General features: G+C 70.0%; 17 protein-coding genes, 1 tRNA gene and 1 pseudogene. 5 read left to right on the forward strand and 14 right to left on the reverse strand.

Translation table 11 applies throughout. From position 1 onward, the window contains the following. Nucleotides 1–53: 53 nt before the first annotated feature. The 4 genes from OHB13_RS31580 to OHB13_RS31595 form a co-directional block, all read right to left on the reverse strand. Nucleotides 54–911: a 2Fe-2S iron-sulfur cluster-binding protein gene (locus OHB13_RS31580; RefSeq protein WP_328379343.1), complete on the reverse strand. Its 858-nt coding sequence runs from the start codon at nucleotides 909–911 to the stop codon at nucleotides 54–56. Next, entirely contained in the window at nucleotides 908–2863 is a 1956-nt protein-coding gene (locus OHB13_RS31585; protein ID WP_328379344.1) for an NAD(P)H-dependent oxidoreductase subunit E, read from the reverse strand. Before OHB13_RS31585 ends, OHB13_RS31580 begins: the two co-directional genes overlap by 4 nt. 4 nt (nucleotides 2864–2867) lie before the next feature. Next, a complete protein-coding gene (locus OHB13_RS31590) occupies nucleotides 2868–4826 on the reverse strand; it encodes a molybdopterin oxidoreductase family protein (protein ID WP_328380436.1) in 1959 nt (652 codons plus the stop codon). A gap of 104 nt (nucleotides 4827–4930) precedes the next feature. Next, nucleotides 4931–5947: a 2-dehydropantoate 2-reductase gene (locus OHB13_RS31595; protein WP_328379345.1), complete on the reverse strand. Its 1017-nt coding sequence runs from the start codon at nucleotides 5945–5947 to the stop codon at nucleotides 4931–4933. Between the two features lie 296 nt (nucleotides 5948–6243). Here OHB13_RS31595 and OHB13_RS31600 point away from each other — a divergent pair, with 296 nt between their 5' ends. Together OHB13_RS31600 and OHB13_RS31605 are read left to right on the forward strand one after the other, a co-directional pair. Next, complete coding sequence (locus OHB13_RS31600; protein WP_328379346.1) at nucleotides 6244–7182, forward strand: beta-ketoacyl-ACP synthase III; 939 nt, start codon at nucleotides 6244–6246, stop codon at nucleotides 7180–7182. A gap of 141 nt (nucleotides 7183–7323) precedes the next feature. Next, nucleotides 7324–8001, forward strand: coding sequence for a GntR family transcriptional regulator (locus tag OHB13_RS31605; RefSeq protein ID WP_266851295.1), 678 nt, complete (start codon nucleotides 7324–7326; stop codon nucleotides 7999–8001). A 148-nt stretch (nucleotides 8002–8149) separates the two neighbouring features. On the opposite strand, the gene OHB13_RS31610 is transcribed toward OHB13_RS31605, so the two are convergent. The 4 genes from OHB13_RS31610 to OHB13_RS31625 form a co-directional block, all read right to left on the reverse strand. Beyond that, nucleotides 8150–9547, reverse strand: coding sequence for an OFA family MFS transporter (locus tag OHB13_RS31610; protein WP_266851294.1), 1398 nt, complete (start codon nucleotides 9545–9547; stop codon nucleotides 8150–8152). A 69-nt stretch (nucleotides 9548–9616) separates the two neighbouring features. After that, nucleotides 9617–11752 carry an acetate--CoA ligase family protein gene (locus tag OHB13_RS31615; RefSeq protein WP_328379347.1) on the reverse strand — a complete coding sequence of 712 codons (2136 nt, stop codon included), beginning with the start codon at nucleotides 11750–11752 and terminating at the stop codon, nucleotides 9617–9619. Further along, on the reverse strand, nucleotides 11752–12981 hold the full coding sequence (frc, locus tag OHB13_RS31620; RefSeq protein WP_328379348.1) for a formyl-CoA transferase: 1230 nt from the start codon (nucleotides 12979–12981) through the stop codon (nucleotides 11752–11754). The genes OHB13_RS31615 and frc overlap by 1 nt, the downstream gene beginning before the upstream one ends. Nucleotides 12982–12992: 11 nt before the next feature. Then, nucleotides 12993–14675, reverse strand: a complete 1683-nt coding sequence (locus OHB13_RS31625) for a thiamine pyrophosphate-binding protein (RefSeq protein WP_266851289.1) — start codon at nucleotides 14673–14675, stop codon at nucleotides 12993–12995. Between the two features lie 165 nt (nucleotides 14676–14840). Here OHB13_RS31625 and sucC point away from each other — a divergent pair, with 165 nt between their 5' ends. The 3 genes from sucC (at nucleotide 14841) to OHB13_RS31640 (ending at nucleotide 17277) form a co-directional block, all read left to right on the forward strand. Next, a complete protein-coding gene (gene sucC, locus OHB13_RS31630) occupies nucleotides 14841–16061 on the forward strand; it encodes an ADP-forming succinate--CoA ligase subunit beta (RefSeq protein ID WP_328379349.1) in 1221 nt (406 codons plus the stop codon). A gap of 1 nt (nucleotide 16062) precedes the next feature. Continuing rightward, nucleotides 16063–17016 (forward strand): succinate--CoA ligase subunit alpha, encoded by a 954-nt coding sequence (gene sucD / locus OHB13_RS31635; RefSeq protein ID WP_328379350.1) that lies wholly within the window; start codon nucleotides 16063–16065, stop codon nucleotides 17014–17016. Between the two features lie 176 nt (nucleotides 17017–17192). Further along, nucleotides 17193–17277, forward strand: a tRNA-Leu gene (locus OHB13_RS31640). Nucleotides 17278–17503: 226 nt separating this feature from the next. Here the strand turns inward: OHB13_RS31640 and OHB13_RS31645 are convergent. The 6 genes and pseudogenes from OHB13_RS31645 to OHB13_RS31670 form a co-directional block, all read right to left on the reverse strand. Continuing rightward, nucleotides 17504–17926 (reverse strand): annotated as a pseudogene (locus OHB13_RS31645) (SPW repeat protein); the annotation flags it as partial. 164 nt (nucleotides 17927–18090) lie between these two features. Next, nucleotides 18091–18747 (reverse strand): class F sortase, encoded by a 657-nt coding sequence (locus OHB13_RS31650; RefSeq protein WP_328379351.1) that lies wholly within the window; start codon nucleotides 18745–18747, stop codon nucleotides 18091–18093. Nucleotides 18748–18876: 129 nt separating this feature from the next. Continuing rightward, nucleotides 18877–19365 (reverse strand): hypothetical protein, encoded by a 489-nt coding sequence (locus OHB13_RS31655; protein ID WP_266860567.1) that lies wholly within the window; start codon nucleotides 19363–19365, stop codon nucleotides 18877–18879. Between the two features lie 122 nt (nucleotides 19366–19487). Continuing rightward, nucleotides 19488–21434 (reverse strand): sensor histidine kinase, encoded by a 1947-nt coding sequence (locus tag OHB13_RS31660; protein ID WP_328379352.1) that lies wholly within the window; start codon nucleotides 21432–21434, stop codon nucleotides 19488–19490. 109 nt (nucleotides 21435–21543) lie between these two features. Beyond that, nucleotides 21544–22275 (reverse strand): response regulator transcription factor, encoded by a 732-nt coding sequence (locus OHB13_RS31665; protein WP_328379353.1) that lies wholly within the window; start codon nucleotides 22273–22275, stop codon nucleotides 21544–21546. Nucleotides 22276–22359: 84 nt separating this feature from the next. Further along, on the reverse strand, nucleotides 22360–23523 hold the full coding sequence (locus tag OHB13_RS31670) for an agmatine deiminase family protein (RefSeq protein ID WP_328379354.1): 1164 nt from the start codon (nucleotides 23521–23523) through the stop codon (nucleotides 22360–22362). Nucleotides 23524–23610: the final 87 nt, after the last annotated feature.

The following is a 23610-nucleotide window of genomic DNA, read 5'->3' on the forward strand; positions in this document are numbered from 1 at the left end:
CTCTTCGATCGGTACGGCGGTGATCAGAGCTGCGGCGATCAGTACTGCTGCGGTCAGCGCTGCGATACGTGCTGGAAGCCGAAGCGGCCCTTGATGCACAGGTTGCCGTGGGTCACCGGGTTGTCGTGCGGCGAGGTGACCTTGACGATCTCATTCTCCTGGACATGGAGGGTGACGTTGCAGCCCACCCCGCAGTAGGCGCAGACCGTGGTCGTCTCCGTCTGCGCCGACTCGTCCCAGGTCCCCGCCTCGCGCATGTCGAACTCCGACTTGAAACTGAGCGCCCCGGTCGGGCACACCTCGATGCAGTTGCCGCAGTACACACACGCCGAACCGGTGAGCGGTGCGTCGTGCTCGGTGGAGATACGGGCGTCGAAGCCACGGCCCGCCACCGAGATCGCGAACGTGTTCTGCCACTGGTCACCGCAGGCGTCCACACACTTGTAGCACTGGATACATTTGTCATAGTCGCGGACGTACAGGTCATTGTCGACCTTCGGTTCCTCATTGAGCCGCGCCGCATCCGTCCCGAAACGGCCCGGCTCGGCACCGTACTCCTTGATCCATTCGGCGGCGCGCGGAGTGGTGGAGAGGTCTGTCGCCGATGCCAGTAGTTCGAGGACGGTCTTCCGGCTGTGCCGGGCGCGACCGGTGTCCGTCCGCACCGCCATACCGGGCTCCGCCCGGCGCGAACAGGCCGGTGCCAGGGTCCTGGCGCCCTCGACCTCGACCACACACACCCGGCAGGCGTTCTTGGGGGTGAGCGTGTCGCCCTCGCAGAGCGTCGGAATGTCCTTTCCGGCCGCCCGGCACGCCTCCAGAATCGTGGAACCCTCGGGAACCCGGGTGTCCTGCCCGTCCAGGCTGAATTCGATGAGCCGCCTCGGCGGCTGCAGCGGTACGGCGGTCATGTGTCACCCCTCGGTCCCTGCCCGGCCTCTGATCCCTGCTGCGGTGTTCCGTACACGGGTGTTCCGTAGACGCCGAGGCGGTCGATCGCGGACTCGACGGCGCTCCAGGCCGCCTGCCCGAGCCCGCAGATCGACGCGTCCTTCATCGCCTGCCCGATCTCGCGCAGCAGCGCCACATCGGCGGCTGCGCCGGCCCCGCCGCGGTCGAGCAACCGGTGCAGCGCCTCTTCCTGCCGTACGGTCCCGATCCGGCAGGGCACGCACTGACCGCACGACTCGTCACGGAAGAACTCCGCGATCCGCAGCAGGATCCGGGGCAGCTCGACGGTGTCGTCGATGACGAGGACGACACCGGAACCGAGTGTCGTCCCGGCCGCGCGGGTCCCCTCGAAGGTGAGCGGGATGTCCAGCTCGTCCGGGCCTACGAAGCCGCCCGCGGCTCCGCCCAGCAGCACGGCCCGCAGGGACTCCGGCCGGCCCGCAAGATCCAGCAGCTCGCCGAGGGTCGCACCGAACGGCAGTTCGTAGACCCCCGGCCGTGCCACCCGCCCCGAGACGCAGAAGAGCTTCGGCCCGGTGGAACTCTCCGTACCGATCGCGGCGTAGGCCTCGGCCCCCATCGTCAGGATGGGCCCCACATTGACCAGTGTCTCGACGTTGTTGGCCGCCGTCGGCTTCCCGAAAAGGCCCTTCTCGACCGGGAAGGGAGGCTTGGACCGCGGCTCGCCCCGGTAGCCCTCGATCGAGTTGAACAGGGCGGTCTCCTCGCCGCAGATGTACGCGCCCGCGCCGCGCCGCAGTTCGATGTCGAACGCGTACCCCTGCCCCAGGACGTCATCGCCGAGGAAGCCGCGGGACCTGGCCCGGCCGATGGCGTGTTCCAGCCGGGCCACGGCCGACGGGTACTCGCCGCGGATGTAGAGGTATCCCCGGTGGGCGCCCGTCGCGTACCCGGCGATGGTCATGGCCTCGATCAGGGCGTACGGGTCGCCCTCCATCACCACCCGGTCCTTGAACGTGCCCGGTTCGGACTCGTCCGCGTTGCAGACGAGATAGTGCGGATGGTCCGGCTGGGCCGCGGTGGCCTGCCATTTGCGGCCGGTGGGGAAGGCGGCGCCGCCGCGTCCGGCGAGCCCGGCGTCGGTCACCTCGCGGATCACCCCCGCCGGACCGAGGGCGAAGGCCCGGCGCAGGGCGGAGTAGCCGCCGTGCGCGCGGTAGTCGTCCAGCGAGGCCGGATCGGCGACGCCGACCCGCCGCAGGAGGATCAGCCCGTCCTGTCCGGCCTGCGGTACGGCCATGGCGGCGGACGGCTCGGATGGGGCCGCCTCCGGAGCTCCGGCGGCCGACGCGACACCCTCGGCGGTGGCGGGAGCGACCACGGCGGAGGCCCGGCGCCGCAGGGCGCCGCGCCCGTCAGATGGTCCCTCCGTCCCGGGCGCGGGCGCGGGTTCACCGGCCCGCAGCACCAGCGCCGCCGGAGCCCGCTCGCACAGCCCCAGACACGGACTCGGCTGCCAGGTGACACCTCCGGCGGCCATGCCGGCGGCGCCCAGGCGTTCCTCGATCCCCGCGCGGAGCCCCGCCGATCCGTTCACCGCGCAGGCCAGGTCCGTACAGACGTGCACCACTGTCGCCGGCCGGGGCCGGACCGCGAACATCGCGTAGAACGTGGCGACCCCGTACGCCTCGGCGGGCGGCACGGTCAGCCTGCGGCACACATAGTCCAGCGCCCCCTCGCTGATCCAGCCCGTCCGGTCGTTGACCGCGTGGAGAGCCGGCAGCAGCAGATCGCGCCGCTCGCGTGCGGCCCGGCCGCCGACCGCCCAGCGCAGATCTGCCTCCCCGCGTTCCGCCCCGCCCTCCCAGGCCGAAGCGGGTGGTCCGAGCAGTGCGTCGACCGCCTCCCGCTCCTCGTCGGTCGGCTTGCAGTCACCGAAGTGCAGGTCCACTGCGTCAGCTCCTCACAGCCGCGACGCTGTCCGGCACGGCCGCGGCGGACAGCTTCTCGATCCGGACGGCCGACGCCTTGAACTCGGCCGTGCCGGCGATCGGGCAGTTCGCCTCGATGGTGAGCTGGTTGGTGTCGACCTCGTCCGGAAAGTGCATCGTCATGAAGGCAAGACCGGGGCGCAGACCGGGGTCGATCCACACCGGGGCGACCACCGAACCGCGCCGTGAGGCGATCCGTACCTCCTCGTCCGCCTCCACCCCGTACGCCGCGGCGTCCTCGGGGCAGAGCTCGATGTACTCGCCCCGCCGCAGCGGCGAGGCGAAACTGCCGCTCTGCACACCGGTGTTGTACGAGTCGAGCCGCCGCCCGGTCGTCAGCCGGATCGGGAAGCCCTCATCGGTGAGATCGACCGGCGGGTCGTGCCGGACGATTCCGAACGGCGCCGGCCGCCCCCGCCGTCCCGGATCGGGCTCCCACAACCTGGCGTGCAGGAAAGGCGGTTCGAGCTTCCCGGTGTCCGGGCACGGCCACTGGATGCCCTGGTGCTCCTCCAGCCGCTCGTACGTCATGCCCCAGTGCTGGGGGGAGACCGACCGCAGCTCGTTCCAGACGGACTCCGCGTCGGCGTACTTCCAGGGATGGCCGAGCCGACCGGCGAGGTCACAGATGATCTCGATGTCCTCACGCGCCTCGCCGGGCGGGCCGACCGCCTTGCGCACCCGCTGCACCCGCCGTTCACTGCTGGTCGTGGTGCCTTCGGTCTCGCACCAGGCGGCGGTCGTCGGCAGAACGACGTCGGCCAGTTCAGCGGTCCTCGTCAGGAAGATGTCCTGCACGACCAGGCAGTCGAGCCGCCGCAGCCGGTCCATGGCCTGTTCGCTGTCGGCCTCAGACTGCGCCGGATTCTCTCCGACGCAGTAGACGGCCCTCAGGTCGCCGCTCTCCATCGCCTCGAACATCCGGGTCAGATTGAGACCGTACGAAGGCTGGATGACCGTGCCCCAGGCGGCTTCGAACTTGCTGCGGACGGCCGGTTCCAGGATGTCCTGGAAGCCGGGCAGCCGGTCGGGGATGGCTCCCATGTCGCCGCCGCCCTGCACGTTGTTCTGCCCGCGCAGCGGCTGTACGCCCGAGCCGTACCGGCCGACGTGCCCCGTCAGCAGCGAGAGGTTGATCAACGCCCGTACGTTGTCGGTGCCGTTGTGATGCTCCGTGATCCCCAGCGTCCAGCACAGCTGGGCCCGCTCGGCGCGTGCGTAGGCGTGCGCCAGGTCGCGGATCGCCTCCGCCGGTACGCCGGTGACCTGCTCGGCGGCGGAGAGCGTCCAGGGCTCGACCTCGGCGGCGTACGCGTCGAACCCCGTCGTGGCCCGGTCGATGAACGCCCTGTTGTGCAGGCCCGCGTGGATGATCTCGCGGCCCACGGCGTGCGCCAGCGGGATGTCGGTGCCGACGTTCAGCCCCAGCCAGCTCTCCGCCCACTCGGCGGTCGACGTGCGGCGCGGGTCGACCGCGTACATCCGGGCGCCGTTCCTGATCCCCTTCAGTACATGGTGGAAGAAGATCGGATGGGCGAACCGCGCGTTGGAGCCCCACATCAGGATCAGGTCGGTGTGCTCGACCTCTCCGTACGACGAGGTGCCGCCGCCGGATCCGAACGCCGCCGACAGCCCCGCGACACTGGGTGCGTGGCAGGTGCGGTTGCAGGAGTCGACGTTGTTGGTGGCCATCACGACCCGGGCGAATTTCTGCGCCACATAGTTCATCTCGTTGGTGGCCCGGGAGCAGGAGAACATCCCGAAGGCGCCGCGCGCCGCCCGGAATCCCTCCGCGGCCCGCTCCAGCGCCTCGTCCCAACTGGCCCTGCGCAGTGCGCCGTTACTGTCGCGCACCAGGGGGTGGGTGAGCCGGGCGTAGGTCTTCGGGGTTCGGTCTCGCTTCTTCACGCCTGCGCTCCTCATGGAGATGATCAGCGATGATTCAGCGCCCAATTGCATACAGTATCCTGTAGGCGCCGGCCGAACGGAAGACCCTCGCAAGGGATTTGCGTTCCGGCCGGGCCGGATCAGCCGGCTGTGGTGGTCGCGCTCGTCGGAGCGGATGTGGCCGGTGCGGCCGTCGTCGACCGGCTCAGCAGGTCCGCCATGGCGTGCACGGTCCGCAGCGTGGGCACCGGCACCCCGGTCACCCCGGCCAGCTCGACCACCGCCGCGAGCAGCACGTCGAGTTCGAGCGGCTTGCCCTTCTCCAGGTCCTGGAGCGTGGAGGTCTTGTGGTCGCCCACCCGCTCCGCGCCGGCCAGCCGCCTCTCGATGGAGATGCCGGGGCGGCTGCCGAGCGCCGTGGCGACCTGGAGCGTCTCGGCCATCATGACCTCGATGACCCGGCGGGTGTCGCGGTGGACGCACATCTGACGCATGGTCGCCCGGGTGAGGGCGCTCAGCGGATTGAAGGAGATGTTGCCGAGCAGTTTGATCCAGATGTCCTTGCGCAGGTCGCCCTCCACGGGGCACTTGAGGCTGCCCGCCGTCATGGCGGCACTGAAGTCCAGGCAGCGCCGCGACGTCGAACGGTCCGGCTCGCCGATGGAGAACCGGGTCCCCTCCAGGTGCCGGACCACCCCGGGCCCGGCCAGCTCCGTCGCCGCGTACACGACGCAGCCGACCGCGCGCTCCGGTGGCAGGACGGCGCTGACCGCCCCGCCCGGGTCGACGCTCTCGATCCGATGGCCGTCGTGGGGGCCGCCGTGCCGGTGGAAGTACCACCAGGGGATGCCGTTCTGCGCGGCGACCAGTGCGGTGTGCCGCTGGAGCAGCGGCTCGACGAGGGGCCCGCACGCCGCGTACGAGGTGGCCTTGAGACCGAGGAAGACATAGTCGACCGGGCCGATGGCTCCCGGGTCGTCCGTGGCGTGCACCCGCGCGGTGAAGTCACCGCGCGGGCTCAGGACTTGCACCCCGTCCCGCCTCATGGCCGCCAGATGCGGTCCACGGGCCACCAGATGGACATCGGCGCCGGCGCGGTGCAGTGCCGCTCCGACATAGGCGCCGATTGCTCCGGCGCCGAGAACTGCGACTTTCACGAGGGCTCTCCGTTCGGTCGAACGTACCGATGGAAACCGGGTGATCACTCGGAGTGCTCATGACCGGTCGCCGCGCTCATATTCTGTCGACAAAATAGTGTCTACAGTATCGGGCTTCGGTCGACAAGGGTGCTGACGCGCTTCCCTGTCCGCCGCCGCTGCCCGGTCCACGCCCGGAAGTGATCCGAAGCCTCCAAGAGGAACGCCCGAATCCTGTTGCTTTACATGCCGTCGTACCCGTGAGTCGCTGACGAGACTGGAGGGCTCCTGACATCAGCAGCAGAGGGGTCCCGGGCATGACCGGAACACGCATCGCCGCACTCGGCCATTACCAGCCGGCCAAGGTGCTCACCAACGACGATGTAGCCGCCCTTGTCGACACCAGCGATGAATGGATCCGGACCCGGGTGGGCATCAAGACCCGCCACATCGCCGGACCCGACGAGCCGGTGGACGAACTCGCTGCCCAGGCCGGAGCCAAGGCCCTCGCCGGTGCAGGACTCACGCCGGGCGAGATCGACCTGGTCATCGTCGCGACCTCCACGGCGATCAACCGCTCGCCGAACATGGCCGCGCGGGTGGCCGCCAAGCTGGGCATGGGCTCGCCCGCGACCATGGATGTCAACGTCGTCTGCTCGGGTTTCACCCACGCCCTGGCCGTCGCCGACCACGCGGTACGCGCCGGATCCGCAGGGCGTGCCCTGGTGATCGGCGCCGACAAGATGACCGAGATCGCCGACTGGACCGACCGCTCCAGCTGTGTCCTGATGGGGGACGGGGCAGGCGCCGCCGTGATCGAGGCGTGCGCGGAGGACGCCATCGGCCCGGTGCTGTGGGGATCGGTCCCCGGGATGGGGGACGCCGTACGGATCGAGGGGACACCGCCGCGCTTCGCCCAGGAAGGGCAGTCCGTCTACCGCTGGGCCACCACCCAGCTGCCGCCGATCGCCCGCAAGGTCTGCGAGAAGGCGGGTGTCACCCCCGAGGAGCTGGCGGCCGTCGTACTGCACCAGGCCAATCTGCGGATCATCGAGCCGTTCGCCGCGAAGATCGGTGCGGTGAACGCGGTGATCGCCCGTGATGTGGTCGATTCCGGCAACACATCGGCGGCCAGCATCCCGATGGCCCTGTCCAAGCTGGTGGAGCGGAGGGAGATCCCGTCCGGCGCGCCGGTCCTGCTCTTCGGCTTCGGCGGAAACCTCTCGTACGCGGGACAGGTCGTCCGCTGCCCGTGACCACCGCCGGCCGGTGAGGGGTACGTCACTGAGGCCGGGCAGTTCGGTTACGGCCTGTTGCGCTCGGTAGACTGTAGACGATAGCCAATTGCTCTACGCCGACACGCCGCTGGCTCCTCCGGGGTCAGAAGGGGGACCGCGATGTTGTCCACAGGACTGCCGCAAGGGGCCGTACCGAAGCTCGAACGGCCGGGACCGCTGCGTGAGCGGGTGTACGAGGCGCTGCTCGAACTCATCACCACACGGGCGCTGTCCCCGGGCCAGCATCTGGTCGAGAGCGAACTCGCCGGCCATCTCGGCGTCTCCCGGCAGCCCGTGCGCGAAGCACTCCAGCGGCTCAACACCGAGGGGTGGGTCGATCTGCGGCCCGCGCAGGGCGCGTTCGTCCACGAGCCCACCGAGCAGGAGGCCGACCAGCTGCTCTCGGTCCGTACGCTTCTGGAGGCGGAGGCCGCACGGCTGGCCGCGGCGAACTCCGGGTCCGCGGGAATCGCCGCGCTGGAGAAGCTGTGCGCCAAGGGCGAGCGGGCGGTCGCCGACGACGACGTGGACCTGGCCGTGGCGACCAACGCCGAGTTCCACGCCAAGGTCATGGAACTGGCCGGCAATGTCGTCCTGTCGGAGCTGGCCGGCCAGGTGGACCGCCGGGTGCGCTGGTACTACCAGCCGGTCGCCCGACGGCGCGGCAAACAGTCCTGGACCGAGCACCGGGCACTGATCGCGGCGATCTCGGCACGGGACGAGGCGGCCGCGACATCGGTCATGCAGGCGCACACGGAGCACACCCGTACGAGCTACCACCAGCGCGAGAAGGGCTGAACACCCGGATCCCGGAGGCATGGCCGGTATCCGGCAGCGGCCCTCCGCGCAGCTCGGACCGAGCCGCGCGGAGGGCCACTTGCTGCGCTGCGCCGTTCCGTACACGCCGTTCCGTACACGCTGTTCCGTACGCCGGTGACGGCCCGGATCAGACGGCTTCCCTGCTGACCGGCAGCGGGTTCGGAGCGATGTCGGCGGCGCGTGGCCGCCCCGGCTGCCTCAGCAGCAGTGCGATGACCGCGGCCACCATGGAGATCCCTCCGGCGAGTGCGTACGCGCCGTTGTACCCCCAGGCGTCCACCACCGTCGACCCGAGCCCGCCGCCGAACAGTCCGCTGACCAGCTTTCCGCTGTACACCAGACCGTAGTTGGTGGCGTTGTAGTTCTCTCCGAAGTAGTCCGGCGTCAGGGCCGCGAACATCGGGTAGAACGCACCGCCGCCGAATCCGGAGAGGAACGCGAAGACCAGGAACAGCCATTCGCTGTGGATGTCACCGGCCCAGATCACGCCGAACTGCGCGAGACCCAGGACGAGTATGACGAAGAACAGGGTGAGCTTCCGTCCCCACAGATCGGACAGCCAGCCCACCACCGCCCTGCCGACGCCGTTCACCACGGCCATCAGCCCCATGGACGTGGCCGCCACCAGTGGACCGAAGCCCACCTCCTTCGCGAAGTCGACCTGGAAGGAGATGCCGAATATCGACACCCCGGCGGTGATGACCACGGCCACCCACATCAGCGGGAGCATGCCGCTCCTGATGGCCTCCTTCGGGGTGAACTGCTTCACCGCGGGCGGGTTCTTGGCCAGACTCCGGGCGCTCCTCCGGTCGCCCGTGAAGTGCAGCGGGTCGATCTCCGACGGCCACCAGTTCTTCGGCGGGTCCTTGAAGAACCACGCGCAGATCACCACGGCGATCAGCACATAGACACCGATCAGATCCAGCACCTCGGCGCAGTTGGAGGTGTCGAAGGCGTAGTTGAAGATGAAGATGAAGGGGAGCGACCCATAGGCGAACCCGCCGTTGACGAACCCCGTCTTCGCACCACGCCGTTCGGGGAACCACTTGCCGACCATGTTGATACAGGTGGCGTAGACGAGGCCGGAGCCGAGTCCGCCGATGACGCCGAAACCGCAGATCGCCAGGAAGACATTGTCGAGATGGGCGAGTGCGACGAAACCGACGAGACAGAGAACGGCGCCCAGAACCGTCGCGCGGCGGGCGTTGAGTATCCCCTTCTCCCGCATCCAGCCCGCGGGGAAGGCGATTCCCGCCTGGAAGAAGACCCAGACACTCAGAATCCAGAACGTGTTGCTCTGCGTCCACCCATGAGCCGAGGAGAGAGTGTCCTCGGCCGAACCGTATGCGTACTCCGACACGCTGATGGCCATCATCGCGACCCACGGCAGATACACCATGAGTTTGCGCGAGTGGCCCAGAAGATCCCGGTCCGTCTCGCCGACGCGGTAGACGCGGCCCTTGCTGTCCGACACTTCCCGGTAGGCGACCGCCCCGGCCGCCGACCGTTCGTTCCCTGTACTCATCAGGTCCCCTTGGTCTCGAAAGAACTGGCCAGCGCCCCCTGTCCAAACCTTTCGTTCCGAGGAGCCGGGTCAGCCGAGCAACCCGGCCGCCCGTGCCCAGCGGTACTTCGCGCCGAGTACCTCCACCGGTTTCTCCGTGGTGTACGGGTACGCGACGACTCCCCGTTCGTAGAGGTACTGGCAGGCCTCCTCGACTTCGACGTCGCCGGCGAGCGACGCCACGACGGGCTTCTCGACGCCGCGCGCCCGGAACTCAGCGACGACACGCGCGGTCAGCTCGGCGAAGACCATCGGGGGAGTGACGATCGTGTGCCAGTAGCCCAGCACCAGCGCATGGATCCGCGGATCCTCCAGGCCGAGCCGGATCGTCGCCTCGTAGGTCGCCGGAGGTTCACCGCCGGTGATGTCGATGGGATTCCCGGCGGCCCCGAACGGCGGGATGAACGCCTTGAACGCCGCGTCCAGATCCGGCGGGATCTCCATCAGCGACAGCCCGTTGTCGACGATCGCGTCCGAGAGCAGCACCCCCGAGCCCCCGGCCCCGGTGATGATGACGACGTTGTCGCCCCGGGGTGTGGGGAGCACGGGCAGCGCCCGCGCGTACTCCAGCATGTCGTTGAGCCCCGGCGCCCGGATGACTCCCGCCTGCCGCAGGATGTCCTCGTACACCGCGTCGTCACCGGCCAGCGCGCCGGTGTGCGACCCCGCCGCCCTGGCGCCCGCACTGGTGCGGCCCGCCTTCAGTACCACGACGGGCTTCTTCGGCACGGTCGCCCGTGCCGCCTCGACGAACGCCCGGCCGTCCTTGAGGTCCTCCAGATGCATGGCGATGCACTGGGTGTGCGGGTCCTCGCCGAACCAGGTGAGCAGATCGTCCTCGTCCAGGTCCGACTTGTTGCCGAGCCCCACGATGGCCGACACGCCGGTCTTCGTCGTGCGGGCGAACCCGAGGATGGCCATGCCGATCCCGCCGGACTGCGAGGTGAGCGCGACCCCGCCTCTGACGTCGTACGGCGTGCAGAACGTGGCGCACAGGTCCTGCCATGTCGAGTAGTAGCCGTAGATGTTCGGGCCCAGCAGCCGGACCCCGTACCGCTCGGCGACCGCCACGATCTCGTCCTGCAAGGCGTGTTCCCCGGTCTCGGCGAAGCCCGACGGGATCAGCACGGCGTTCGGTATGCCCTTGCGCCCGACCTCTTCGAGGGCGGCCGCGACGAACTTCGCGGGGATCGCGAAGACCGCCACATCCGGCTCACCGGGAACATCCATCACGCTCTTGTACGCCTTACGGCCGAGGATGTCATCGGCCTTGGGGTTCACCGGGTGGATCTCCCCGGCGAATCCGCCGTCGACGAGATTGCGCATCACCGAGTTGCCGATCTTGCCGTCCTCGTTGGAGGCGCCGATGACGGTGACCGAGCGCGGCTCCATCAGCCGGCGCATCGAGGTGAGGATCTCGGCGCGGCTGTAGGCGCGCCGCGGCGTCACGGGCGACGGGTCGAGCAGGATCCGTACGTCGGCGGCCAGCACGCCGTCCGCGGACGCGAAGACCGGGTTGAGGTCGATCTCGGCGATCTCCGGGAAGTCGGCGGCCAGTCCGGAGACCCCGGTGATCAGCGAGGCGAGCGCCGCGCGGTCCACGGCAGCTCCGCCGCGCACCCCGCGGAGCACCTCGGCGGCCCGGACCGAGTCCAGCATCGACAGCGCGTCGTCGTGCGAGGCGGGTGCGAGGCGGAAGGTGATGTCCTTGAGCACCTCCACCAGCACCCCGCCGAGGCCGAAGGCCACGATCTTGCCGAAGGTCGGGTCGGTGACGGTGCCGACCAGTACCTCGGTGCCGGCCGGCACCATCTGCTGGACCTGGACGCCCCTGATGGCCGCCCGGGGGCTGTAGGCACGGGCGTGGGAGACGATCGACGTGAAGGCGGTCCGCACCTCGGCGGCGGACCTCACCCCGACCCGCACCCCGCCCGCATCCGTCTTGTGCACGATGTCCGGCGAGACGATCTTCAGCACCACCGGGAACCCGATCCGGTCGGCGAGGGCGACGGCCTCGTCCGCGCACTCGGCCAGCGCCTCGGCCGGGACCGGAATGCCGTACGCGTCGGCGACCACTTTCGCCTCGGGCGCGGTGAGCGCCCGGCGCCCCCCGGCCAGTGCGGCGTCGAGCACCGCCCGTACCGCCGCCTTGTCCTGCTGCCCCATCAGATGACTCCGTCCGTCTTCAGCAGTCGCAGTTCCTCCTGGCCCAGGCCGAGTTCACCGGTGTACACCTCCGCGTTGTGCTCGCCGAGCAGCGGCGAGCTGCGCACATCGACGGGGGAGTCCGAGAGCTTCAGCGGCGAGCCGACGGTGGTGAAGGTGCCGCGCTCGGGGTGTTCGACCTCGACCACGATCTCGTTCGCGGCGAGCGAGGTGTCCTCGATGATCTCCTTGGTGGAGAGGATCGGTCCGCAGGGCACGTTGTGGGCGTTGAGCTGGTCGAGCACCTCCCACTTGGGAAGGGTGGACGACCACTCCTCGATCAGCTGGAACATCTTGCCGAGCTTGGGCAGGCGGGACTCCGGCGTGGCCCAGCCGGGGTCGTCGGCCAGCTCGGGCCGGCCGATCAGCCTGCTGATCGGCTGCCAGCCGACGGGCTGGACGATGACGTACACGTAGTCGTTGGGGCCGCCCGGCGCGCACTTGACGGCCCAGCCGGGCTGGCCGCCGCCGCTCGCGTTGCCGCTGCGCGGCACCTCGTCGCCGAAGTCGTCGTTCGGGTACTCGGCCAGCGGGCCGTGGGAGAGCCGCTGCTGGTCGCGCAGCTTCACCCGGCAGAGGTTCAGTACGGCGTGCTGCATCGCGACGTTGACGCGCTGGCCACGGCCGGTGTGCTCACGCTGGAAGAGCGCCGCGAGTATCCCTGCGACGAGGTGGATACCGGTGCCCGAGTCGCCGATCTGCGCTCCGGTGGCGAGCGGCGGACCGTCCTCGAAGCCGGTGGTGGACATCGACCCGCCCATGGCCTGGGCGACGACCTCGTACGCCTTGAAGTTGGTGTAGGGGCCCTCGCCGAAGCCCTTGATGGAGGCGTAGACGATCCGCGGGTTGATCTCCTGGATCTTCTCCCAGGTGAAACCCATCCGGTCTACGGCGCCGGGACCGAAGTTCTCCACCATCACGTCCGACCGGCGGATCAGCTCGGTCAGGAGCTCCTTGCCGCGTTCGGACTTGGTGTTGAGGGTGATGCTGCGCTTGTTGCAGTTGAGCATCGTGAAGTAGAGCGAGTCGACATTGGGCAGATCCCGCAGCTGCTTGCGGGTGATGTCGCCGTGCGGCGCTTCGAGTTTGACGACATCGGCGCCGAGCCAGGCCAACAGCTGGGTGGCGGAGGGACCGGACTGGACGTGGGTCATGTCGAGGACGCGTACGCCCTCAAGAGCCTTGGTCATGGCGGGGCTCCCTACTTGTACATGGTCTGGTTCACGGTTCCGGGTGCGTACGCGTCCGGGTCGACCCAGACGTTGATGAGGGAGGGCTTGCCCGACTCGCGGGCGCGCCGCAGCGCCGGGCCGATGCCGGCCGGGTCGCGGACCTCCTCGCCGTGGCCGCCGAGCATCCGGGCGAACTCGTCGTAGCGGACGTCTCCGAGTGTGTTGCCGACGCGCTCGCGCTCCGGGCCGTACTTCTGCGCCTGGCCGTAACGGATTTGGTTCATCGACGAGTTGTTGCCGACGATTCCGACGAAGGGCAGGTTGTAGCGGACCAGCGTCTCGAAGTCCCAGCCGGTGAGCGAGAACGCGCCGTCCCCGAAGAGCGCCACGACCTCCTTGTCCGGCCGTGCCTTCTTCGCGGCGAGCACAAAGGGGATGCCGACGCCGAGCGTGCCCAGCGGGCCCGGATCCATCCAGTGGCCGGGCGACTTGGGCTGCACGACCTGCCCGGAGAACGTGACGATGTCGCCGCCGTCGCCGATGTAGATCGAATCCTCGGTGAGGAAGTCGTTGATCTCGCTGACCAGGCGGTACGGGTGGATGGGCGAGGCATCCGACTTCAGCGACGGCAGCCGCTTCTCGATCGCCACTTGCTCGGCGGCCCGCAGCTCGTCCAGCCAGGCCTTCCGCCCGACCGCACCACCGTTGACCCGGCCGGACGCCGCCTCGGTGACGGACTTCAGGATGAGCCCCGCGTCGCCGACGAGCCCGAGGTCGATGTCCCGGTTCTTGCCGACCGTGCGGTAGTCGAGATCGATCTGGACCACGGTGGCGTCCGGCGAGAGGCGCTTCCCGTACCCCATCCGGAAGTCGAAGGGGGTGCCCACGATGACGATGAGATCGGCGTTGGAGAAGGCGTAGCGCCTGGAGAGCTGGAAGTGGTGCGGGTCGCCGGGCGGCAGTGTCCCGCGCCCCGCGCCGTTCATGTACGCGGGGACATTGAGCGTACGGACGAGCTCGACCGCCGATTCGGTGGCCCGGGTGGTCCACACCTGGCTGCCGAGCAGGATCGCCGGCCTCTCCGCGTGGACGAGGAGATCGGCGAGCTTCTCGATGCCGGCCGGATCACCGGCCGAGCGGGTCGACGCGCGGTACCGGCCGGCCTGCGGGACGCGGGCCTGTGCGGCCGGCACCTTGGCGTCGAGCACATCGCGCGGGATCTCCAGGAACGACGGGCCCGGCGCGCCGTTGTAGCACTCGCGGAAGGCCATCGAGACCAGGTCGGCGGCGCGTGCGGTGTGCGGCACGGTGGCGGCGAACTTGGTGATCGGCGTCATCATGTCGACGTGCGGGAGGTCCTGGAGGGACCCCATCCGGTGCTGGCTCAGCGCTCCCTGACCACCGATCAGCAGCATGGGCGACTCGGCCCGGAACGCGTTGGCGACACCGGTCACGGCATCGGTCGTGCCGGGGCCCGCTGTGACGACGGCGCAGCCCGGCTTGCCGGTGATGCGCGCGTAGCCGTCGGCGGCGTGGGCGGCGACCTGCTCATGGCGGACATCGACCACTTCGATGCCCTCGTCCACACAGCCGTCGTAGATGTCGATGATGTGGCCACCGCAGAGGGTGTAGACGACGTCGACACCCTCCGCTTTGAGCGCCTTGGCGACCAAGTGCCCACCGGAGATGAGGTCCTGGCTGGGGTCGGGCATGGCGAAGTCCGTTCCCTTCGTAGGGGTACTGGAGCTCTGCTGGAGCTGCGCGCAGATTGCATACAGTCGACGAATACTGTATGAACCTTGTTATCCCTCATCCGGTGGGTGGTGTCCAGGGGGCGTGCGGCACTTTCCTTCACAGCACAGGGAGCAGGTACGGGCATGGATCTGTACGAGCACCAGGCAAGGGAACTCTTCAAGGCGCACGGCATCCCGGTACCGGACGCGGCGGTCGTCGCCGCCCCGCGCGAGGCGCGTGCGGCCGCGGAACTCCTCGGCGGACGCGTCGTCGTCAAGGCCCAGGTGAAGACCGGCGGCCGGGGCAGGGCGGGCGGTGTGAAACTCGCGGCGGACCCGGCGGCAGCAGAATTGACAACCCGTCAGATGCTCGCCATGGACATCAAGGGCCACCCCGTCCGCAAGGTGATGCTGGCCCGGCCGGCCGACATCGAGGCGCAGTACTACGTGAGTTACGTCCTCGACCGCGCGGCGGGGACCTTCGTCGCCATCGGATCGGCCGACGGCGGTACGGAGATCGAGGAGACCGCGGCGGCCAGGCCCGACGCGGTGGTCAGGATCCCCGTCGATCCGGCCGAAGGCGTCACCGCGGCCAAGGCCGCGGCGATGGCACTCGCCGCCGGGCTGCCGGCCGGGGCCGCCGGCGTGCTCCAGCGGCTCTGGCAGGTCATGGTCCGCGAGGACGCCCTGCTGGTGGAGGTCAATCCGCTCGTACGGACCACCGGCGGCGGGCTGCTCGCCCTCGACGGAAAGGTCACCATCGACGACAACGCCCGCTTCCGGCAGACGCGTTGGGGCGCCGACGAAACCGATCCGTACGGTGGTCCGCTGGAAGCACAGGCCCGGGCCAAGGGACTCAACTACGTCCGGCTCGACGGCCGGGTCGGCATCATCGGCAACGGCGCGGGCCTGGTCATGTCGACCCTCGACGTCGTCGCCGGCTGCGGCGCCCGGCCTGCCGACTTCCTCGACATCGGAGGTGGTGCGTCGGCCCGCGTGATGGCCGACGCACTCGCACTCGTCCTCTCCGACCCCCAGGTGAAGTCGGTCCTCGTCAATGTCTTCGGCGGCATCACCGCCTGCGACGCGGTGGCCGAGGGCATCGTCCAGGCCCTGGAGTCGGTCGAGGTGACCAAGCCGCTGGTCGTACGGCTCGACGGCAACAGCGCCGCAGCGGGCCGCGCGATCCTCGACCGGCGCGCACACCCTCTCGTCCAGCAGGTCACCACGATGGACGGCGCGGCCCGCCGGGCAGCCGCCCTCGCGGGCGCCGGCGCACCCGCCGACGCCGTACCCGCCAATGCCACGCCCGCCGATGCCCTCACCGGCGTCCGCGCCGTGGCCCACACCGACCCGGGAGCCTGAGATGGCCATCTTCCTCACCGCGGAGAGCAAGGTACTCGTCCAGGGCATGACCGGCACCGAAGGCATGAAGCACACCCGGCGCATGCTCGCCGCGGGGACGCGCGTCGTCGGCGGCGTCAACCCGCGCAAGGCCGGACTGCCGGTCGACTTCGACGGTGTGACCGTCCCCGTCTTCGGCTCGGTGCGCGAGGGCATCGAGGCCACCGGAGCCGACGTCACCGTCGTCTTCGTCCCGCCGCCCTCCGCGGGCGCCGCGGTCGCCGAGGCCGCCGACGGGGGGATCGGCCTCGCCGTCGTCATCACGGAGGGCATCCCCGTACACGACGCGGTGGTCTTCACTTCCTACGCCGAAAACCGGGGCACCCGGGTCATCGGACCGAACTGTCCGGGCCTGATCAGCCCCGGACAGTCCAACGCCGGCATCATCCCCGCCGACATCGCCGGCACGCCCGGCCGGATCGGGCTGGTCTCCAAGTCCGGCACGCTCACCTACCAGCTGATGTACGAGCTGCGCGACGAGGGCTTCTCCTCGGCGGTGGGCATCGGCGGAGACCCTGTCATCGGCACCACGCACATCGACTGCCTCGCGGCGTTCCAGGACGACCCGGACACCGAACTGATCGTCCTGATCGGGGAGATCGGCGGCGACGCCGAGGAGCGGGCCGCCGCATACATCGCCGGGCACATCACGAAACCCGTGGTCGGCTACATCGCGGGCTTCACCGCTCCGGAGGGCCGGACCATGGGACATGCCGGAGCGATCGTCTCCGGCTCGTCGGGAACCGCCCAGGCCAAGACGGCAGCCCTCGAAGCGGCGGGTGTGAGCGTCGGTTCGACCCCTTCGGAGGCCGCGGAACTGGTCCTGGCGCGCCTCGCGGCCCTGCGGGGCACGGCGCCTGGCAGTGCTCTGACAGCTCCAGCCGTGACCGCCCCCGGGAGCCTCCTCGGACACTGACGGTGCGCACGCTGTTACGCATGGTGCCGTCGGCGCTGAGGAGCCGCCGAACGGCGCAGGGCCGCGCCCCGGGGCCAGCCGCTGACCACGGCAAACACAGGTGAAGGCGACCGCAAACCCCTGGTATTGTTGTTCTTGTCGCCGCGGGGAACAAAGCCGTGGCCGACAGACACCTTGTCCGGGTGGCGGAATGGCAGACGCGCTAGCTTGAGGTGCTAGTGCCCTTTATCGGGCGTGGGGGTTCAAGTCCCCCCTCGGACACTTTGAGCAGTGAAGCTGAGCAGTAAAGCTTTGAGCAATGAAGAGACGGGTGGTGTGGGCCGGATATCCGGCCCGCACCACCCGTCTCTCTGTGTTCCCCGTTTCTTCTGCTTTCGCTGGACGTCACGTCACCTCAGTCGGCGCGGTCGGGTCGGCTTGCGCGACTGAGCCGGCTTGCTCCCCTGGTGCCCATGGAGCCGCCGGTGGTGTGGGCGTGACGACTGCGCCTTGCCGCTACGACGGTGCACACCAACCCGAGTAGGGCGGTGACGCCTCCGATGACCGCGTTGCTCCAGATGATGCCCTTGTCCGGATGGCTGCCCACGACCCATGGGGCAACAACCAGCCAGGCGCCCATCACGACCATGGCCCAGCTGAGGCCGTACATCCGCTCCGGCATGATGGTGAATCCGAGGCCCAGCAGGGCGATCGCGATGCCCATGATGAGGTTGTGCGTCGTCAGCGCCGACTGGGTGCTCGAAAAGTGGATCACCCACGCGGACACCGCGCAGTACACGCCGACGAGAAACACCGGCCCGTCCACGAGTGCCACATCGCGCCCGCCGAGCATCCGGTCATACCGGGCCCGCATCTCTGGGACGTCGGGGTGGGTTGCTAGATCGCCTCTTGTGTGTGAGACGTCGGCCATGCGACTCGCCTCCTTCTCTGCTGCAAGTCCGACCGCGTTTGCACGGCTGAGCCGCGCAAGTTCCATTTTGCGCCTGTTTGTGCGCTTTGTATAGGCAAGATAAAGCGCCCAGGATCTGTGGTCCTGGCTCCTTGGGGCAAAGGCCTGCGGGCTGGGCCAGTTGGTCAGCGCAGCGTGGCGAAGACGATCAGGTTGTTCACCGGGTGACCCTGCGCGTCGAACGATCCGTCGCAGGTGATCAGGCGCAGGGCGCGGTCCGTGGTCTTGCCGTAGACCTGGTCGGTCGGGAACGCCTTCTTGCTGACGCTCTCCGTGCCGGTGACCGTGAAGTGGGCCGTCTTGCCCAGTTTGTTGCGGACGGCGATGTCCGCGCCTTTGTGGATCTTCCTGAGGTCGTGGAAGACGGCCCTGCCGTAGCGGGTGTCGTTGTGGCCGATCAGGACGGCGGCTCCCTTTTCGCCGGGGGTGACGCTGCCCGTGTACCAGCCCGCGGTCATGCCTTTGTCCGCCGGCGGGACCTCGACCGTGCGGTCCGCGTTGAGACCGAGCTGCAGCAGCGAACTCGTCACCCCGATCGACGGGATCGACACCTCCGTCGGGGGCGAGGGCTGCTTCGTGTCCGTCTTGGTGTCTGTTTTGGTGTCGGTCGCGGTGCTCTTGCCTGCGTCGGAGCCCGACGCCGTACTCGCCGTGCCGGCGGGTTTGTGCCCCGCTGAGTCCGAGGAGCCGGACGAACAGCCCGTGAGCGCTGCCAGGGTGAGGCAGACGGCTGCTGCGGGCAGTGCGGCGGATCGCCATATCGGCTGGTGCGTACGGGACATGAGGGCTCCAGGACGTTCAGGGCTACAGGAGAGCGGTACGGGGCTGGGTGAGTACAGGGGCACCGGCGAGGGCGCGGACGCAGGCAGTGGCGCCGCCCGGTGACGGACGGCGCCACTGCTGGGGGTGCGTCAGCCGTTGCGCTGTGCGGCGGAGCGGCGGCGCAGCACGATCGTGCCGGCGCCCGAGAGCAGAGCGGCCCCGACTGCCGAGCCGATGATCGCCGTGGTGTCGCTGCTGTTGCCGGCCGGCCGCTCACCGGCGGCGACGGCGCCTCGCGGCGCGGCGGCCGCCCTGGCGACCTGGGGGGCCGCGGAGGGCTTGGCGGCCCGTGCAGCCGGAGTGGGCTTGTCGCCCGCGGCCACGGCGCCTCGCGGGGCCACCGTCGGCTGCGCGGCCGCCCGGGCTGCCTCGCGGCGGGCGGCCGCCCGGGCGGTGGAGGGCTTCACGGTCGGCGGCGTGGGCTTGGCCCTGCTGGCGGACGACGCCGCGGACGGCTCGGCCTTGGGGGCGACGGGCTTGGGGCTGTCGGACGCGAAGGCTGCGGTCGACGGGACGATCACCGTGCCGACCGCGACGGCGGCGAGCACAGCGGTACGCAGGGACAGACGTGGGGACATGAACAGCTCCAGTTCCAGCCCGGCCTTGGTGATTCCTGGCTGCGGTTCGCAGCAGGCGCCGGGCACAGCGACAGACTCGCAAGCAGTTATGAGGAAGCTGTCAGGACGCTGTGGTCATCGGATCAGGGCGAGGGCGGCGAGGTTTCAGCCGCCGGGTTCTGCGTTCTCCCGGTCGGCTCGTCGCTGTCCGTTGCCGCCTCCGGCCGTCGCAGGGGCAGCCTGAGAGTGAAGACCGAGCCTTCCCCCTCCGTACTGGCCGCACTCGCGGTGCCGCCGTGCGCCTCGGCGAGTTTGCGGACGATCGCCAGGCCCAGGCCGCTGCCGCCCGTACGGCGGTTACGTGATTTCTCGGCCCGCCAGAAGCGGTCGAAGACGTACGGAAGGTACTCGGCGGGGATGCCGGTGCCGGTGTCGGCCACCTCCACCACGGCCTCCGTGCAGGGCGCTTCCGCGGCCCGGCCTCCGGCCGGACCGGGTGTACCGCCCCGCACTCGCAGCGTGACCCGTCCGCCCGGCGGTGTGTGGCGTACCGCGTTGGAGACCAGGTTGCCCACCGCCTGCCGCAGCCGGACCGGGTCGGCCGCCAGGACCAGCGCCGGGGCTCCCGGTGGCGCTCCGGTCACCGTCAGCGTCACCCCCGCCGTCTCCGCGCGCGCCTGGTGGGCCGACGCGACCTGGCCCAGGAGGTCCTGGATCCGTACCGGCTCCACATGCAGCCGCAGCGACCCCGCGTCGGCGGCCGACAGGTCCTGGAGGTCGTCGATGATGTGCTGCAACTGCACCGCCTCCTCCAGGAGCGAGGAGACGAAGGCCGGGTCGGGTTCGGCCAGGCCGTCCTGTGCGGCCTCCAGCCAGCCGCGGATGTTGCTGAGCGGGGTACGCAGCTCGTGCGCGACATCGCTCACCATCGCCTTGCGCTGCTCCTCAAGACGTGCGCGGTGCGCCGACATGTCGTTGAACGTGGCCGCCAGCCGCCCGATCTCGTTGTCCGTCGTGACCTCGACGGGCTCCGAACTCCCGCCGTCCCGCATCCGCTGCGCCGCGTTGGTGAGCGCGTGCAGCGGGCGCACCAGCCGGGCCCCGGCGAGCACCGAAGCGCCGACCGTGAGGGCGAGGACGAGGGCCGCGACACCCGCGATACGGGCGGTGTTGGCCGGGGAGAGGTTGAACCCCGGGACCGTGGCCCCGCCCTGGTCGCCGATGAACAGCAGGGCCGGCGACGCGACGTACGAGCTGAGCTGTTCGCGGCGCGCGGTGCCGACACAGGACGCGATGGCCCGGTCGTCATCGCTGTTGCGGGGGCTCGTCGGCGGCACGGGAGTGGGCTCGGCGGTCACGGCTCTCGCGGCCGCCCTTTTCACCTCAGGGGCCGCGGCTTCGTTCCAGGAGAGGTTCAGGCTCAGATGTATCGGGTCGCGGTGCTGGCGGTCCAGACAGGCGTCCGCCAGGTGGTTGAGCGCGGTGAGCGCCTTCTGCTCCGTCGGGGTGGGTGCGTCCAGTGCGTCCGTCTCGCACCTCGTTCCCTGCGTGCGGTCCGGGTCGTTGCCCACCGGCTGGATACGGGGTCGGCCGCTCGGCCCCTCCACGGCGTCCGAGGCGATCCCGAGGCGGCCGAGGCAGGCCACGGCGCGGTCGGCGGCGCGCTTCAGTCTTCCGCGCTCCGATGCGGGCAGCCGGAACGGTCCGACCGCCCGTGGGTCGATCCGGTCGGCCGTGGTGTCGGTCGGAGTGGAACTCCGCGCCGCCAGCGTGGTGTCCATGGAGAGCGGGTCGACGACCGCCGAGACCTGGGGCGGCAGCGCCGGCGGCGGCTTCCGGCCCGCCGCCGAGTCGGCGACGGTCTGGTGGTTCTCCGTGGTCAGAGCGATCCGGCGGCCGGACTGGTGGGCCAGTTTGCGCACTGTCGCGTCGACACCGTCCCACCGGGGATGGGCGGCCGCGTAACCGAGCAGGGTGTTGTAGATGCGGGTGTCGGCGGTGAGGTTCTGGCCCTGCTCCTGCTTGATCGCACCGGATGTGGTCTGTGCGGCGAGCCACGCGGTCGCCACCACCGAACACGCTGCCACCATCGCCGACACGGCCAGCAGCCGGCCGAACAGACTCTTGCGGAGCGGCAGCCGCGTCCGCCGCGCACGCTCGGGTCGGCTTCCACCGGGGCTTGTACTGCGACTGCTACGGCTACTGCGAGGCAAGTTGGGCGCCCTTCGCCGGGTCGGTCAGTTTGTAGCCGACGCCGAACACGGTGAGCAGCCGGGCGGGTCTGCGCGGGGCCGTCTCTATCTTCTTGCGCAGATTCATGACGTGTACGTCGACCGTGCGGTTGCTGATGTACCGGTCGAAGCCGTGCAGTTCGGCCAGCAGTTGCTGCCGGGTGAAGACCCGGTCGGGTTCGGCGGCCATCGCGGCCAGCACCCGGAACTCGCCCGGGGTGCAGTCCACCGGCCGGCCGCCGACCGACACCGAGTGCCGTGCCGGATCGACGACCAGCGTGCCCACCGACAGCAGCGGATCGGGGGCGGGGGCGGGCGCCGTCCCCGCGGACCGTTGCGAGCGGCGGAGCAGAGTGCGGACCCGCGCCATCAGCTCCCGCGGGCTGTACGGCTTGGTCATGTAGTCGTCGGCGCCCAGATCGAGCCCGAGCAGCAGATCGTCCTCGGCGGTACGGGCCGTCAGCATGAGCACCGGCAGCTCCCGTGACTCGGCGCGCAGGACCCGTACGACGTCCAGTCCGTCGGCGCGCGGCATCATCACATCCAGGACCAGGAGGTCCGGTGCTCCTTGGCGTACCTCCTCCAGGGCCGCCAGGCCGTCACCCACCACCGTGACGGCGTGGCCCTCGCGTTCCAGGTATCGGCGTACCAGTTCGGCCTGTTTCTCGTCGTCTTCAGCGACGATGACATGTGCGCACACGCCGTTGATCGTAGATGAGTTCGGACATCACGGGATTCGGATGGGTGCCGGGTGGCCCCGCGGCCGTCGCTCCCGCCCTTCCGGTCAGGGAAGAGGCTGCTGCTGGGTGACGCAGTGGATGCCGCCGCCACCGGTGCCCAGACGGTCGATGTCGAGCTGTTCGACGGCCCGGCCGGGGTAGAGCCGGGCGAGCGTGGCCTTGGCCGCCCGGTCCGCCGCGGTGTCGCCGAACTGCCCGCAGACAACGGCGCCGTTGCACACGTAGTAGTTGGCGTACGAGGCGAGGAAGTCCGGGTCGGTGGAGCGGATCCGGTCGTAGTCCGGGCCCTGGAGCTGCTGTACGTCCATCGGCCCGCCGGTGGCGGTCACCGCCGCGCGCAGGGCGCTGTACTGCCGGCGGGCGTCCTTGGCGAACGGGTCGCCGTCGGATGCGAGCGGCATCTGGACGACGGCCTTTCCTGGCGCCAGGAAGCGCGAGGTGGCGTCGACGTGGTCGTCGGTGATGTCCTGGCCGCTGACACCGTCGAACCAGATGAGTTCGGAAGCGCCGTAGGCGTCCAGGACCGCGGCCTCCAGCTGTGTCTGCGACATTCCCGGATTGCGGCCGGCCAGACTGCTGCGGGTCGCCATGAGGGTTCCCGCGCCGTCCTGTTCGATCGCACCGCCCTCACCGATCAGACCGGCCCTGGTGAACGGCACCCCTGCGTATGCGGCCACCCGCCCGGCGACCAGGGCGTCCCGGGCGTGGGTCTGCTTGTTGCCCCAGCCGTTGAAGTTCAGCCCGACCGCGTTCAGGCCGCCGGCGCCGTCGGTGCGGAAGACCGGGCCGCTGTCGCGCATCCAGCAGTCGTCCACCGGAATGGAGTCGAGGACCGTCACCGAGGCTCCGCACAGGCTCCGCGCCCGGGTGGCGCTCGCCGGATTGGCGCACATGAGGACGGGCTCGTACGCGGCGATGGTCCGGGCGATCAGCGCGATATCCGCCTGCACACCGGTGAGTACGCCGCCCCAGATCGCGGTGCTGTCAGGCCAGGCCATCCAGGTGCGGGTGTGGCGGACGTCCTCGGCCGGTACGCGGCTGGAGGCGTCCCGGACGGCATCAGGACCGGGCCGGGACGCTGCCCCCGCCCGTCCCTGGGACGCCGCCGCCAGGGCCGCGCCCGCCGCGGTCAGTCCTGCGGCGGTGAGGAAGGCGCGCCTGCCGAGGGCCGGTCCGGCCGGACGGCGGTTCACTGCGTGCTCGTTCACGTGTGCCTCCTGTGGTGGTGGTTCCGCGGAGTGTGCTGCGGTGCGTGGGGGAGTACGGAGAAGGGGGAGGGCCGAGCGGTGGGTGAG

The organism is Streptomyces sp. NBC_00440, from assembly GCF_036014215.1.
Lineage (GTDB): Bacteria > Actinomycetota > Actinomycetes > Streptomycetales > Streptomycetaceae > Streptomyces.

Bases quoted from the DNA above. Each gene is read 5' to 3' on its own strand.
- OHB13_RS31590 (WP_328380436.1), bottom strand. From the start codon at position 4,826: ATGAGGAGCGCAGGCGTGAAGAAGCGAGACCGAACCCCGAAGACCTAC.
- OHB13_RS31615 (WP_328379347.1), bottom strand. From the start codon at position 11,752: ATGGGGCAGCAGGACAAGGCGGCGGTACGGGCGGTGCTCGACGCCGCA.
- sucD (WP_328379350.1), top strand. From the start codon at position 16,063: ATGGCCATCTTCCTCACCGCGGAGAGCAAGGTACTCGTCCAGGGCATG.
- sucC (WP_328379349.1), top strand. From the start codon at position 14,841: ATGGATCTGTACGAGCACCAGGCAAGGGAACTCTTCAAGGCGCACGGC.
- OHB13_RS31580 (WP_328379343.1), bottom strand. From the start codon at position 911: ATGACCGCCGTACCGCTGCAGCCGCCGAGGCGGCTCATCGAATTCAGC.
- OHB13_RS31610 (WP_266851294.1), bottom strand. From the start codon at position 9,547: ATGAGTACAGGGAACGAACGGTCGGCGGCCGGGGCGGTCGCCTACCGG.
- OHB13_RS31600 (WP_328379346.1), top strand. From the start codon at position 6,244: ATGACCGGAACACGCATCGCCGCACTCGGCCATTACCAGCCGGCCAAG.
- OHB13_RS31655 (WP_266860567.1), bottom strand. From the start codon at position 19,365: ATGTCCCCACGTCTGTCCCTGCGTACCGCTGTGCTCGCCGCCGTCGCG.
- frc (WP_328379348.1), bottom strand. From the start codon at position 12,981: ATGACCAAGGCTCTTGAGGGCGTACGCGTCCTCGACATGACCCACGTC.
- OHB13_RS31650 (WP_328379351.1), bottom strand. From the start codon at position 18,747: ATGTCCCGTACGCACCAGCCGATATGGCGATCCGCCGCACTGCCCGCA.
- OHB13_RS31605 (WP_266851295.1), top strand. From the start codon at position 7,324: ATGTTGTCCACAGGACTGCCGCAAGGGGCCGTACCGAAGCTCGAACGG.
- OHB13_RS31625 (WP_266851289.1), bottom strand. From the start codon at position 14,675: ATGCCCGACCCCAGCCAGGACCTCATCTCCGGTGGGCACTTGGTCGCC.
- OHB13_RS31660 (WP_328379352.1), bottom strand. From the start codon at position 21,434: ATGGTGGCAGCGTGTTCGGTGGTGGCGACCGCGTGGCTCGCCGCACAG.